At 75.2% G+C, this 11928-nt stretch carries 12 protein-coding genes and 1 pseudogene; 6 read left to right on the forward strand and 7 right to left on the reverse strand.

Translation table 11 applies throughout. The features are described 5' to 3' along the window. The first annotated feature begins 50 nt into the window (after window positions 1-50). A complete protein-coding gene (locus AB0F68_RS22070) occupies window positions 51-1508 on the forward strand; it encodes a lyase family protein (protein ID WP_357341429.1) in 1458 nt (485 codons plus the stop codon). Continuing rightward, window positions 1505-2425 carry an ROK family protein gene (locus AB0F68_RS22075; RefSeq protein ID WP_357341430.1) on the forward strand — a complete coding sequence of 307 codons (921 nt, stop codon included), beginning with the start codon at window positions 1505-1507 and terminating at the stop codon, window positions 2423-2425. Before AB0F68_RS22070 ends, AB0F68_RS22075 begins: the two co-directional genes overlap by 4 nt. Before the next feature lie 68 nt (window positions 2426-2493). On the opposite strand, the gene AB0F68_RS22080 is transcribed toward AB0F68_RS22075, so the two are convergent. From AB0F68_RS22080 to AB0F68_RS22105, 6 genes and pseudogenes are all read right to left on the reverse strand, one after another. Then, complete coding sequence (locus tag AB0F68_RS22080) at window positions 2494-3204, reverse strand: class I SAM-dependent methyltransferase (protein WP_357341431.1); 711 nt, start codon at window positions 3202-3204, stop codon at window positions 2494-2496. Between the two features lie 198 nt (window positions 3205-3402). Beyond that, the gene (fabF, locus tag AB0F68_RS22085) at window positions 3403-4629 is read right to left on the reverse strand and encodes a beta-ketoacyl-ACP synthase II (protein ID WP_357341432.1); all 1227 of its coding nucleotides are present in this window, start codon (window positions 4627-4629) and stop codon (window positions 3403-3405) included. Window positions 4630-4631: 2 nt separating this feature from the next. Beyond that, entirely contained in the window at window positions 4632-4871 is a 240-nt protein-coding gene (locus AB0F68_RS22090; protein ID WP_088972559.1) for an acyl carrier protein, read from the reverse strand. Between the two features lie 87 nt (window positions 4872-4958). Continuing rightward, complete coding sequence (locus tag AB0F68_RS22095; RefSeq protein WP_357341433.1) at window positions 4959-5903, reverse strand: beta-ketoacyl-ACP synthase III; 945 nt, start codon at window positions 5901-5903, stop codon at window positions 4959-4961. A gap of 67 nt (window positions 5904-5970) precedes the next feature. Then, a pseudogene (locus AB0F68_RS22100) lies at window positions 5971-6882 on the reverse strand (ACP S-malonyltransferase); the annotation flags it as partial. A 78-nt stretch (window positions 6883-6960) separates the two neighbouring features. Next, entirely contained in the window at window positions 6961-8361 is a 1401-nt protein-coding gene (locus AB0F68_RS22105; RefSeq protein ID WP_357341434.1) for a helix-turn-helix domain-containing protein, read from the reverse strand. On the opposite strand from AB0F68_RS22105, the gene AB0F68_RS22110 reads away from it, so the two are divergent. The 3 genes from AB0F68_RS22110 to AB0F68_RS22120 all read left to right on the forward strand — a co-directional run bounded on the left by AB0F68_RS22110 (window position 8318) and on the right by AB0F68_RS22120 (window position 10290). Beyond that, window positions 8318-8863, forward strand: a complete 546-nt coding sequence (locus tag AB0F68_RS22110) for a phosphoribosyltransferase family protein (protein ID WP_357341435.1) — start codon at window positions 8318-8320, stop codon at window positions 8861-8863. The genes AB0F68_RS22105 and AB0F68_RS22110 overlap by 44 nt on opposite strands. 128 nt (window positions 8864-8991) lie before the next feature. Further along, window positions 8992-9327, forward strand: coding sequence for a hypothetical protein (locus AB0F68_RS22115; RefSeq protein WP_357341436.1), 336 nt, complete (start codon window positions 8992-8994; stop codon window positions 9325-9327). 45 nt (window positions 9328-9372) lie between these two features. After that, window positions 9373-10290, forward strand: coding sequence for an NADP-dependent oxidoreductase (locus AB0F68_RS22120; protein ID WP_357341445.1), 918 nt, complete (start codon window positions 9373-9375; stop codon window positions 10288-10290). A gap of 7 nt (window positions 10291-10297) precedes the next feature. On the opposite strand, the gene AB0F68_RS22125 is transcribed toward AB0F68_RS22120, so the two are convergent. Then, window positions 10298-10957, reverse strand: a complete 660-nt coding sequence (locus AB0F68_RS22125) for a hypothetical protein (protein WP_357341437.1) — start codon at window positions 10955-10957, stop codon at window positions 10298-10300. A gap of 221 nt (window positions 10958-11178) precedes the next feature. Between AB0F68_RS22125 and AB0F68_RS22130 the strand changes: the two genes are divergently transcribed. Then, window positions 11179-11781, forward strand: coding sequence for a copper resistance CopC family protein (locus tag AB0F68_RS22130; protein ID WP_357341438.1), 603 nt, complete (start codon window positions 11179-11181; stop codon window positions 11779-11781). The last annotated feature ends 147 nt before the right edge of the window (window positions 11782-11928 follow it).

The raw sequence follows: 11928 nt of genomic DNA on the forward strand, positions 1-11928 counted from the left end.
GAACCCGCAGGGCCGCCCGACCGGGCGCCCGCGGACTGGAAGGAACCCCGATGAGCACACCCGCGCTGACCACCTACCAGCGGCACCACCTGGCGCCCACGTACGACCACCACGTCGGTCACCTCTACCCGGCGATGGTGCGCGCCAGCCAGGCGCACGTCGTGATGCTGACCGAGCAGGGGCTGATCCCCGCCGAGCGGGGTGCCCGCCTGCTGCGCGGGTTGGCCGAGCTGCGCGCCGACAGCACCCCGGCGCCGGCGTACGACGGCACCTTCGAGGACACCTACTACCTGCTGGAGAAGCGGCTCGCCGCGGCGTGCGGCATCCCGACGTCAGAGCTGGACGTGCAGATGGCCCGCAGCCGCAACGACCTGGACGCCGGGGTGTTCCGGATGCTGCTGCGCGACCAGCTCCTCAATGTGCTGGACCGGGTGCTTGCCACCGGGCGGACCGCGCTGGACAGCGCCGACCGGTACGCGGACGTGGTGATCACCGGCTACACCCACCGCCGGCCGGCCCAGCCCACCACCATCGGGCACGCCCTCGCCGGGTACGCCGAGGCGCTCGCCTGCGAGGCGAACGCCTACGCCGACCTGATCGACCAGCTCAACGTCTCGCCGCTGGGCTCCTGCGCGTTCGCCGGCACCGACCTGGAGATCGCCCCGGCCCGGGTGGCGGAGCTGCTCGGCTTCGCCGGCCTGGTGACCAACTCCTACGAGGCCGTCGCCGGCGCCGACCACCTGGTCCGCGTCGGCACCCTGAACGCGCAGGCGCTGGCCACCGGGGCGCGGCTGGCCCGCACCCTGATGGACTGGCTGAGCTGGAACTGGGTCACCACCCCGGCCGACTTCACCCAGGGCAGCAGCATCATGCCCCAGAAGCGCAACCCGGTCGTGCTGGAGCACCTGGTGTCGTACGCCGGCCAGGCCGCCGCCGACGCGGCCTCCGTGCTCAACAACGTGGGCGCCGCCTGGTGGGAGGACTCCAACAACGCGACCACCGACGTGCAGGTCCGGCTCTGGGAGAGCAACGACCGGGCGGAGCGGTTCTTCGCCCTGATCGGCGGTTTCCTCGCGGACATCGCGCCGCTGTCCCCGCCGACTCGGGAGGAAATCGTCGCCTCCGGCGCCACCACCACGGCGGCGGCCGACGCGCTGACCCGGCACGGCGTGCCGTTCCGGGCCGCCCACTCGGTGGTCGGCCGGCTGGTCCGGGCCGGCGCGCCGGACACCTGGACCGCCGAGGGCGTCCGGGCCGCCGCCGACGGGCTCACCGGCCCGCTCGACGACACCGCGGTCGACGATCTCATCGCTGCCGCGGTCCGTCCCGACCTGGTGCTGAACCGGGCCCAGGCGGACGGTCCCGGCGCCGGCGCGGTCCGCGCTCAGGTGGATACGCTCCGCGCCGCCTTCGCCGGTGCCGCCGACCGGCTGGCCGCGCTACGCGACCGCCTCGGCCGGGCCGACACGGCGCTCGACGCGATCGCCGCCAAGCTGGTGGCCCGGTGAGCGTGCGGCTCTCAGGGCCTCCCCTGTCCGGCACCCGCGTCGACGGGCTGCTGCTCGGCATCGACTTCGGCGGCACCAAGATGGCTGTCGGGGTGGCCGACGCGCAGGGGCGGCTCCTCGCTCACCGGCGGGTCCCCACGTACGCCGACCGAGGCGCGCCGCAGGCGCTTGAACGGGCGCTGGACCTCGCCGGCGAGCTGCTCGCCGGGGTCGGCGGGCCGCTCGCCGCCGCCGGGGTGGCGTCGCCCGGCGTGGTCCGCCCGGACGGCATCGACCTGGCCCCCAACGTGCCCGGGTGGGAGCGGCTGCGGCTGGCCGACGCGGTCCGGGACGCGCTCGACGTCGCCCGGGTGGCGGTGGACAACGACCTGAACGCGGCCGCCCTGGCCGAGCTGCGGCTGGGCGCGTTGCGCGACGCCGACCCCGGCCTCGTCGTGGGGATCGGTACCGGCGTGGCGGCGGCCGTGACGGTCGGGGGCGTGGTCGTCGCCGGACACCGTCGTGCGGCCGGCGAGATCGGGTACGCCGTGGCCGGCGGCCCCTGGCCGGGCACCATGCTGGAGCTGGACTTCTCCGGCCGGGCCCTGGACCGGCTTGCCGAGGAGCTCGGGTTGCCGGACGGTGCGGCCGGGCTCGCCGCTGCGGCGGAGCGTCCCGGGCCGGCGCGCGACGCGCTGGCCGCCCGCGTTGACGAGGTGGCCCGTCACCTGGTCACCTGCTGCCTGCTGCTGGATCCGCAGCGGGTGGTGCTGGTGGGTGGGGTGGCCCGTAACACGTTGATTCGCGGGCTGCTGGTCGACCGGCTCACCGAGGTGCTGCCGCACCGGCCCGACGTGGTGCTGTCCCGGTTCGCCGACGACGCCGCGCTGTTCGGCGCGCTCACCCTGGCCCGCGAGGCGGTGCCCGCGCCCCGCTGACCCGATCGCGTCCGGCGCCTGTGCGCGCCGATCCCGCGACACGCGGCCACCGCCGACCGGTTGGAACGTCAGGCCGGACGGTGGGCGCGGAGCATCAGCGAGACCCCGGGCAGCGCCTTGACCGGCAGGTGGCGCTCGGCCGTGACGACCGTGCGCAGCCCCAGGTTGACCAGCGGGTGCAGCTCGTCCAGGTCCGAGCCGGTGGACCGGCGGCGACGCCAGGCGGCCACCGGGCGGAGCAGCACGTTCCAGCTCCACAGCTCGTCGACCACCAGGCCGGCCTTCTCCACCACGGCCCGCAGCCCGGCACGGTCGTAGCGGCGGACGTGCCCGACCGCCACGTCGTGCGCCGACCAGAGCCGCATGTCCGCCGGCACCGCGATCAGGGCCGTCCCGCCGGGGCGCAGCGCCCGCCGGATCTCGGCCGCCGCGAGGTGGTCCTCGTCGAAGTGTTCCAGGATGTCGAAGGCGACCACCAGGCCCAGGCCGGCCGAGGGGACCGGCAGGTGCCGGGCGTCGGCCCGGATCACGTCCAGGCCCCGTTCCCGGGCCACCCCGGCGCCCTCGGCGCTGTACTCCAGGGCGAGGGGCTGCCAGCCGTGCTCCCGCAGCACCCGGGTGTTCCCGCCACCGGCTGCGCCGATGTCCAGCGCCCGGCCCGGGCGGGTACCCGCGGCCGCCAACCGGCGCAGCGCCCGGCCCAGCAGGGCCCGCCGCTCCCGGTACCACCAGTGGGTGTCCTCGAGCGCAGCGAGCTTGCGGATCTCGGTCGCTTCCACGGGTGGTGCTCCTCGACGGCTCGGCGGCCCTCACCCTAACGGCCCCCGCGACCCCGGACCTGCCCCGCGGCGAATCCGGATACGGCCGGCGCACGGGCGCTTGCAGGGTGACCTCCCGCAGCATCCCGGCAACCGGGGCGGAGAGCCGCCGGGCCCGCGTCCAGGTGCGGACGCGGGCCCGGAGCGGGTACGCCGTGCTCAGGCTCGGGTGAACACCAGAGCCACGTTGTGCCCGCCGAAGCCGAACGCGTTGTTCAGCGCCGCGGGGATCTCCAGGTGGCGCGCCTTGTGCGCGGCCACCTCCAGGGTCAGCCCCTCGTCCGGGTCGTCCAGGTTGATCGTCGGAGGCACGACACCGTCCCGGATCGCCAGGATGGTGGCGATCGACTCCAGCGCACCGGCCGCGCCGAGCAGGTGCCCGGTCATCGACTTGGTGGCCGACAGCAGCGGGTGGTCGCCCACCGCCTTGCGCAGCGCGCCGATCTCCAGCATGTCGCCGACCGGGGTCGAGGTGGCGTGCGCGTTGACGTGCCTGATGTCCGTCTTCGCGATGCCCGAGTCCGCGACCGCCTTGGCGATGGCCCGGATCGCGCCCTCACCCTCGGCGTGCGGCTGCACGATGTCGTACGCGTCCGAGGTGATCCCGGCGCCCGCGAGGCGGGCGTACACCCGGGCGCCGCGGGCGGCGGCGTGGTCGGCGCGCTCCAGGACCACCACGCCCGCGCCCTCACCGAGCACGAAGCCGTCGCGGCCCTTGTCCCAGGGGCGGGACGCCTTCTCCGGCTCGTCGTTGCGGGTCGACATGGCCCGCATCGAGCTGAACCCGGCGATCGGCAGCGCGTGGATGACCGCCTCGGTGCCGCCGGCCACCACCACGTCGGCCCGGCCGGCGCGGATGATGTCCAGGCCCAGCGCGATCGCCTCCGCGCCGGTGGCGCAGGCGCTGGCCACCGAGTGCACGCCGGCCTTGGCGCCGAGTTCCAGCCCGACCCAGGCGGCCGGACCGTTCGGCATCAGCATCGGGATGGTGTGCGGGGAGACCCGCCGCGGGCCGGACGCCTCCAGGATGTCGTCCTGGGCGAGCAGGGTGGTGGCGCCGCCGATGCCCGAGCCGACGCTGACCGCCAGCCGCTCCGGGTCGAGCCCGGAGTCGGCCAGGCCGGCGTCCGCCCAGGCCTGCTGCGCCGCCACGATGGCGATCGCCTCGGACCGGTCCAGCCGGCGCAGCTTGACCCGGTCCAGCACCGCCGAGGGTTCGACGGCGAGCTGCGCGGCGATCCGGACGGGCAGTTGCGCGGCCCACTCCTGGGTGAGCGCACTCACCCCGGAGCGGCCGGCGAGCATGGCGTCCCAGGTCGACGCGACGTCCCCGCCGAGCGGGGTCGTCGCGCCGAGCCCGGTGACGACGACGTCGGGACGACTCATGATCAGGACTGCGCCGCGATGTAGCTGACGGCGTCGCCGACGGTCTTGAGGTTCTGCACCTCGTTGTCCGGGATCTTGACGCCGAACTTCTCCTCGGCCGCCACCACGACCTCCACCATGGAGAGCGAGTCGACGTCGAGGTCGTCGGTGAAGGACTTCCCCTCGGCCACGTCGTCCGGGTTCACCCCGGCAACCTCTTCGAGGATCTCGGCGAGGCCGGCGGTGATCTCGTCACGGGTCATTGCGGTTGGTTCCTCTCATCGGGGGTTCACTCGACGGCCGGCGACGCCGGTCGTCGCACCTCGGCGCGCTCGCGCCCGAGGGGGTCTTCAGGGGCAGCGGACGACCTGACCGGCGTAGGTCAGGCCGCCGCCGAAGCCGAACAGCAGCACCGGGGCGCCCGAGGGCACCTCGCGCCGCTCGACCAGCTTCGACAGGGCCAGCGGGACGCTCGCCGCCGACGTGTTGCCGGACTCGACGATGTCCTTGGCGATGATCGCGTTCGGGATGTTGAGCCGCTTGACGATGCCGTCGATGATCCGGGCGTTGGCCTGGTGCGGCACGAACGCGGCCAGCTCCGACGGGTCCACGCCGGCCTTCTCGCAGGCCTGGAGCGCGAGCGGGGCCAGCGCGGTGGTGGCCCAGCGGAAGACCGCCTGCCCCTCCTGCGCGATGTACGGCCGCCAGCCCTCGATCCGGACCGCGTCGCTCTTCTCCGGCACCGAACCCCACACCACCGGGCCCACCCCGGCCGGCTCGCCCTCGGCGGTCGCGGTCACCACGGCCGCGCCGGCGCCGTCGCCGAAGATGATGCAGGTCGAGCGGTCGGTCCAGTCGGTGAAGTCGGAGAGCTTCTCGGCGCCGATGACGATCGCGTTGCGCGCCGCCCCGGCCCGGATGGCGTGGTCCACCGTGCCCAGCGCGTAGGCGAAGCCGGAGCAGGCGGTGTTGATGTCGTACGCGCCGGGGGCGGCGATGCCCAGCTTGGCCGCGACCCGGCAGGCCACGTTCGGGCTGCGGTCCACCGAGGTGCAGGTGGCCACCACGACGAGGTCGATGTCGGCGGCGGTGAGGCCCGAGTTGGCCAGCGCCTTTCCGGCGGCGGCGGTGGCCATGTCGGCCACCGTCTCGTCACCGGCGATCCGCCGGGTGACGATGCCGACCCGGTCGCGGATCCACTCGTCGTTCGTGTCGACCATCTGGGCGAGGTCGTCGTTGGTGACCACGCGGGAGGGCTGGTAGTGCCCCATCGCGACGATCCGGCTGCCGGCCATCAGTGGATACCTTCCGTTAGCGACTGCGGGACCCGCAGGATCGGCTCGTTGTGCGGGCTCATGCGCGGTGCCGGGCGATCAGGTCCCGCGCGGCGGGCAGGTCGTCGGGGGTGTTGAGGGTGACGATCTCGGGCGCCCCCTCGCCCTTGAGCTCCCGCTTGACGAGGCCCGCCAGGGTGCCGGCCGGCGGCAGCTCGATCACGCCGGTGACGCCGAGGTCGGCCAGCGTGCGCATGCACAGGTCCCAGCGGACCGGGGCGGTCACCTGGCGGACCAGCCGCTGCACCATCTCCCGGCCGTGCGTGACCGCGGTGCCGTCGAGGTTGGAGAGCAGGATCCGGGCCGAGTCGGCCGGGGTGATGCCGGTGGCGACCTCGGCCAGCGCGGCCTCGGCCGGGGCCATGTACGGCGTGTGGAAGGCGCCCGCCACCTTGAGCATGATGACCCGGGTCCGGGCCGGCGGCTCGGCGGCGAGCTTCTCCAGGCCGGCCACCGCGCCGGCGGCGACGATCTGGCCGGCGCCGTTGCGGTTGGCCGGGTGCAGCCCGTGCGCCTCGAGGGCGGCGAGCACCTCGTCCGGGTCGCCGCCGAGCACGGCGGCCATCCCGGTCGGCTCCAGCGCGCAGGCCGCGGCCATCTCCCGGCCGCGTACGCCGGCGAGGCTCACGGCCGCCTCGGCGGAGAGCACCCCGGCCAGGGCCGCGGCGCCCAGCTCGCCGACGCTGTGGCCGGCGACCAGCGCGACGTCCTGCATCGGCAGGTGCTCGCCGGCGAGCAGCGCGGCCGCGACCAGCAGCGGCTGGGTGCGGGCGGTGTCCTTGATCTCGTCGGCGTCCGCCTGGGTGCCCAGGTGGAGCAGGTCGACCCCGGCCAGCGCCGACCACGAGGTCAGGCGCGCCGCCGCGCCGGGCAGGTCGAGCCAGGGGGTCAGGAAACCGGGCTTCTGGGAACCCTGTCCGGGTGAGAGTACGGCGAGCACGTCTACGACTCTGACGGATACTCGCGGGTCGCGCTGTAACGCACGGCACCAAACCGCACTAGAAGCTTTGGAGGATCCCTACAAAGATCGGCGCCGATCATCACCTGTCTGTGGCGTTTTGCCGGCCCCTGAGGGCAATGTCTGGGTCGGGACCGGTGCGACTCCCGGGACCACCGGGTCGAGCCGACCGACCGTCAACGCCACCTGAAGGGTGAACGCGTCCCGCGGCGTGAGCGGCGAGAAACCGGCCACCTCGGCGACCCGCTTGAGCCGGTAGCGCACCGTGTTCGGGTGCACGAAGAGCGCGCGGGCCGCGCTCTCCAGCGTGCCGCCGGCGGCGAAGAAGGCGTCCAGCGTTTCCAGCAGCTCACCGCCGGCGCGGGCCAGGGGAGCGTACACGTCGTGGCGCAGCCGGCGGCGGGCCTCGGCGTCCCCGGCCAGGGCCCGCTCGGGCAGCAGGTCGGCGGCGGGGACCGGGCGGGGAGCGGTCGGCCAGGCCGGTGCGGCCCGGAAGCCGGCCAGCGCGGCGCGGGCGGAGTCGGTCGCCTCGTCCAGGCTGGGCACGGCCGGTCCGACCACCACCGGGCCCTCCCCGAACGCGGTGAGCAGCTTCTCGGTGGCCGCCACCGGGTCGGGCGCCCCGCCCAGCACGATGACCAGCCGGTCGCCGTGCACGCCGCCGATCACCTCGACCCCGATGCGGCGGGCCTGCCGGTAGACGGTGTGCAGCACGGCGGCCACCTCGCCGCCGGGGGAGCGGCCCACGGCGACCGCCACCGGGGGCGCGTCCGACCAGCCCAGCGCCGCCGCCCGGCTGGCCAGCACGTCCGGCGAGTCGCCGCGCAGCAGCGCGTCCACCAGCAACGCCTGCAACCGGGCGTCCCAGGAGCCGCGGGTCTCGGCGGCGCGGGCGTAGACCCGGGCGGCGGCGAACGCGATCTCCCGGGAGAAGCGCAGCACCGCCTCACGCAGCAACTGCTCCTCGCCCTTCACGGCCAGGTGCGACACCTGCTCCTCGACCACCTCGATGGTCACCTTGATCAGCGCCACGGTCTGCTGGAGGGTGATCGAGCGCGCGAGGGCCTGCGGCGCGGCGGCGAAGACCTCGTCCGACACCTCCTGGGTGCTGTCGGTCGCGCCGCCGCCCTGGTGCAGCCACTGCACCAGCGACCGGACGCCGGCCTGGGCGACCAGCATGACCCAGGAGCGCTGGTCGGCCGGCAGCTCCCGGAACCAGGGCAGCGTCTCGTCCATCCGCGCCACGCTGGCGGTGGACAGCGCGCCCGCCGCCCGCTCGATGCGGCGCAGCGTCGCCGACAGTTCGGTCCCGCCCGGTTCGCTCACCGCACCAGCCTGACACGCGCTGACCAGCGGCTCCACTCCGAGCCCCGCCCGCCGGCGGATCGGCGGCGGCGGCCGGTGACAATGATCTCCCGTGACCGACACCCCGCGCGACCTCGCCGACCTCGCCCGCGCCATCGACGCCACCTGCCGACTCACCGGACGGTTCGTGCTCCGCTCCGGCCGGATCGCCGACGAGTACTTCGACAAGTACCGGTTCGAGGCCGACCCGGTGCTGCTGGACCGGGTCGCCGCCGGCCTGGCCGCCCTGGTCCCACCCGGCACCGAGGTGCTGGCCGGCCTGGAGATGGGCGGCATCCCGGTGGTCACCGCGCTGGCCCGGCACGTCGGGCTGCCCTGCGCGTTCGTCCGCAAGACCGCCAAGGCGTACGGGACGGCCCGGCTCGCGGAGGGCGCGGACGTCGCCGGGCGGCGGGTGCTGGTGGTCGAGGACGTGGTGACCTCGGGCGGCCAGGTGGTGATCTCCACCGGCCAGCTCCGCGAGCTGGGCGCCACCGTCGAGCACGCGCTCTGCGTGATCGACCGGGGCGAGGGCGGCGCGGCGGCGCTCGCCGGGCACGGCATCGCGCTGCGCGCCCTGCTCACCCGAGCCGACCTGGACGCCGCCCGCCCGGCCTGACCCGTTCCCGTCCCGGACGATCTCCACGGGTACGCGCTGAACACCCCGTCGGGCCCGGCCAGTACGGTGTCAGAGCACGTCGGGGTGACGACCGCCCGACGGGCGATGGCGAACGTGAGGAGACCGGGATGGCGCAGGGGGAGGCCGAGCACGGCTGCGCCCAGGGCGAGCCCTGCCGGCTGGGCCACCACGAACAGCCGGCGCCCGCCAAGCACCCGCGCCGGACGGGCCTGACCCATCCGGCGGAGCCGGGTGCGGGTTGGACGCCCGAGCGCGCGGACGAGGAGCCGCCCGTGCCCCGTCAGCGGGCCGCCGAGCCGGTGCCCCCGGCCGGGCCCGAGGCGGAGCCGGCGCAGGGCTGCCGCAGCGACCTGCCCGGTTGGGCTGGCGCGCACCGGCACGGTCCGGTCCGGCCGCGCACCCGCACCGTGCGCCGGGAGAGGCCCCCGCGCCGCTGGTGCTGACCCCGCGGCCGCCGTCCGGCGGCTAGCGTGGGCCGGGTGAAGGCGATGGCGATCGACGCGTACGGCCCCGCCGACCAGCTCACCCTGCGCGACCTGCCCACCCCGCCGTGGGGGCCCGACACGGTCCTGGTCCGGGTGCGGGCCGCCGGGGTGAACCCAGTCGACGGGAAGATCCGCGAGGGTCACCTGGCCGGCCTCATGCCGAACCACTTCCCGCTGGTGCCCGGCTGGGACGCCGCCGGGGTCGTCGAGGCGGTCGGGCCGGCGGTGGCCGGGTTCGCGGTCGGTGACGAGGTGATCGGCTACGTCCGGCGCGACGACGTGCAGCACGGCACGTACGCGGAGCTGGTTCCGGCGCCGGAGCGGTGCCTGGCCGACAAGCCGGTGCAGTCGTCGTGGGCCGAGGCCGGCGGGCTGCCGCTGGCCGGGCTCACCGCCTACCAGGCGTTGCAGCTCGCCCGCACCGGCGCGGGCGACACGGTGCTGGTGCACGGCGCGTCCGGCGGGGTGGGGCACCTGGCGGTGCAGCTGGCTCGGGCGCTCGGGGCCCACCGGGTGATCGGCACGGCGAGCGAGGCCAATCACGACTTCGTCCGGTCGCTGGGCGCGGAGCCGGTCAGCTACGGCGCCGGCCTGCTGGACCGGGTCCGCGCGGTCGCGCCCGACGGGGTGGACGTGGCGCTGGACCTGTTCGGCGGCGACGCGCTGGACGTCTCCGCCGAGCTGCTCGCCCGGCCGGCGCGGCTGATCTCCACGGCCGACCCGGAGCACGTCACCCGGCTCGGTGGCAGCTACGTCTTCGTGAAGCCGTCCACGGACGACTTGAGCGTGCTGGCCGGGCTGGTCGACGCCGGCCGGCTCACCGTGTACGTGGCCCGGACGTTCCCGCTGGCAGAGGCGGCCGAGGCGCAGCGCCTGGTGGCGGCGGGGCACGTCCGGGGCAAGGTCGTGCTGGAGGTCTGAGCCGGGCTCAGCGGGTGCGGCGGCGCACCAGCAGCGCGATGCCGGCGAGGCCCGCGGTGATGACCACCATCACCCCGACGTTCAGCAGCAGCAGCCGCTGGAGTTCGCCCAGCGCGTCGTCGATGTCCTGCACCGGGTCGAGCGCTTCCTCGGGGATGACCCGCTCGCCGCCGCCGATGCCGCCGCTGAGCGTGTCGAGCTGCCGCTCCAGCGGCACCCCGGCGGCGCGCAGCGTCTCGGACATGTTGAGCCGGCCGAAGAACCAGCCGGCCCGGGTCTTGCTCAGGTCGGGCTGCTTGGCCGGCCGGTAGACCCGGGGGCCGCCCTTGGCGAGCGGGTAGAGGTCGTAGGTCTTCATCGGGTTGTCGCCGATGAGCAGCACGACCGTGTATTTCGGACCGAGGTCCTTGGCCGCCGGGCCGCGCTGCTGGCCGCTGGCGCCCAGCCACTCGACCTGGTCGACGACCATGTTCACCTCGGCCGGCCGGGTGTCGGCGCGCAGTTGCAGCGGCTGGTCGAGCTGGTGGCCGGTGATGTCCACTCCGGCCGGTGGGAGCTTGGGCTTGGGCGCCGCCTGCGCCGCCGCGGCGGCGAGGGCCAGCGAGCATGCCGTCGCCACCACCACCCCGGCCACGGCCGCCAGCAGCCGCCTCACCTTACGGACCATCGCCGCCTCCTCGCCCCGTTCGATGGGTGGCTTCGTTACAGGTCGCGCTGGATCGGCCGAGGGGTGGCCGCCGGGCGCGGACCGGCGTCCACCTCAAAGACTCCGCAGAATGGCGCAGGGTTGCACTCGCTGGGAGAGTATTTGGAACTATTTGCGATCTGCGACCGACCAACAGAGCGGCCGATGATCAGCGGCCGGATCGTACCCGGATGGAGGGGTTCATGGGGGGCAGGGTCGCCCGTGTGGCGCGTGGCTGGTCGGTGGTGCTCGGGGTGGCGGCCGGGATCTCGATGCTGCTGCCGGCCGCGCCGGCGGCCGCGCACAACTCGTTGACCGGCAGCGATCCGGAGAACGGGGCGCGGGTGGCCGCCGCGCCGAAGCGGATCGAGCTCCGGTTCCTCGCCTCGCCGGCGCCCGCGACGACGAAGATCACAATCACCGGGCCGGACAACGTGCCCGCCGCCGGCGGTGCGCCGACCTTCGCCGGCAACCGGGTGAGCGTGCCGTTCGCCCCGGGCGCCGCCGGCCTCTACATCGTGGCCTACCGGGTCGGCTCGGCCGACGGCCATCCGGTGACCGGGGAGATCCGGTTCACCCTGACCACCGGCACGGCCGCCGCGCCGCCGTCGGCCACCGCCGCCCCGACCAGCGCCGTCCCGACCACCCCGACCGCCCCGCCGACGACCGCCGCGGTGAGCCCGACGCCCGCCGCCGACGAGGTGGACGACGACGGGGGTACGGGCTGGCTGTGGGCGATCGGCGCGGCCGTGGTGCTGGTCGCGCTGGGCGCCGGCCTGCTGCTGCGCCGCCGATCCCGCGCCTGACCCCGGGGTACGCGAAAGGGGGCCCGCCGGACGACGGCGGGCCCCTCGCGTTGCGGGGACGCTCCTATGCCGCGTCAAGTGTCTGGGGTGCGGCTTCGAGGCGTCGGTAGAGGTCGCGGGCGATGTAGCGCTTGAGGCAGCGTTTGA

This window comes from Micromonospora sp. NPDC023966 (assembly GCF_040639095.1).
In the GTDB taxonomy this organism is placed as follows: domain Bacteria; phylum Actinomycetota; class Actinomycetes; order Mycobacteriales; family Micromonosporaceae; genus Micromonospora.

Excerpts from the sequence above, each read along its gene's own strand:
- AB0F68_RS22070 (WP_357341429.1), top strand. The coding sequence starts at position 51 with ATGAGCACACCCGCGCTGACCACCTACCAGCGGCACCACCTGGCGCCC.
- fabF (WP_357341432.1), bottom strand. The coding sequence starts at position 4,629 with ATGAGTCGTCCCGACGTCGTCGTCACCGGGCTCGGCGCGACGACCCCG.
- AB0F68_RS22090 (WP_088972559.1), bottom strand. The coding sequence starts at position 4,871 with ATGACCCGTGACGAGATCACCGCCGGCCTCGCCGAGATCCTCGAAGAG.
- AB0F68_RS22095 (WP_357341433.1), bottom strand. The coding sequence starts at position 5,903 with ATGGCCGGCAGCCGGATCGTCGCGATGGGGCACTACCAGCCCTCCCGC.
- AB0F68_RS22105 (WP_357341434.1), bottom strand. The coding sequence starts at position 8,361 with ATGGCGCGGGCGAGGTCGGCGAGGTCGCGCGGGGTGTCGGTCACGGGA.
- AB0F68_RS22115 (WP_357341436.1), top strand. The coding sequence starts at position 8,992 with ATGGCGCAGGGGGAGGCCGAGCACGGCTGCGCCCAGGGCGAGCCCTGC.
- AB0F68_RS22120 (WP_357341445.1), top strand. The coding sequence starts at position 9,373 with ATGGCGATCGACGCGTACGGCCCCGCCGACCAGCTCACCCTGCGCGAC.
- AB0F68_RS22125 (WP_357341437.1), bottom strand. The coding sequence starts at position 10,957 with ATGGTCCGTAAGGTGAGGCGGCTGCTGGCGGCCGTGGCCGGGGTGGTG.
- AB0F68_RS22130 (WP_357341438.1), top strand. The coding sequence starts at position 11,179 with ATGGGGGGCAGGGTCGCCCGTGTGGCGCGTGGCTGGTCGGTGGTGCTC.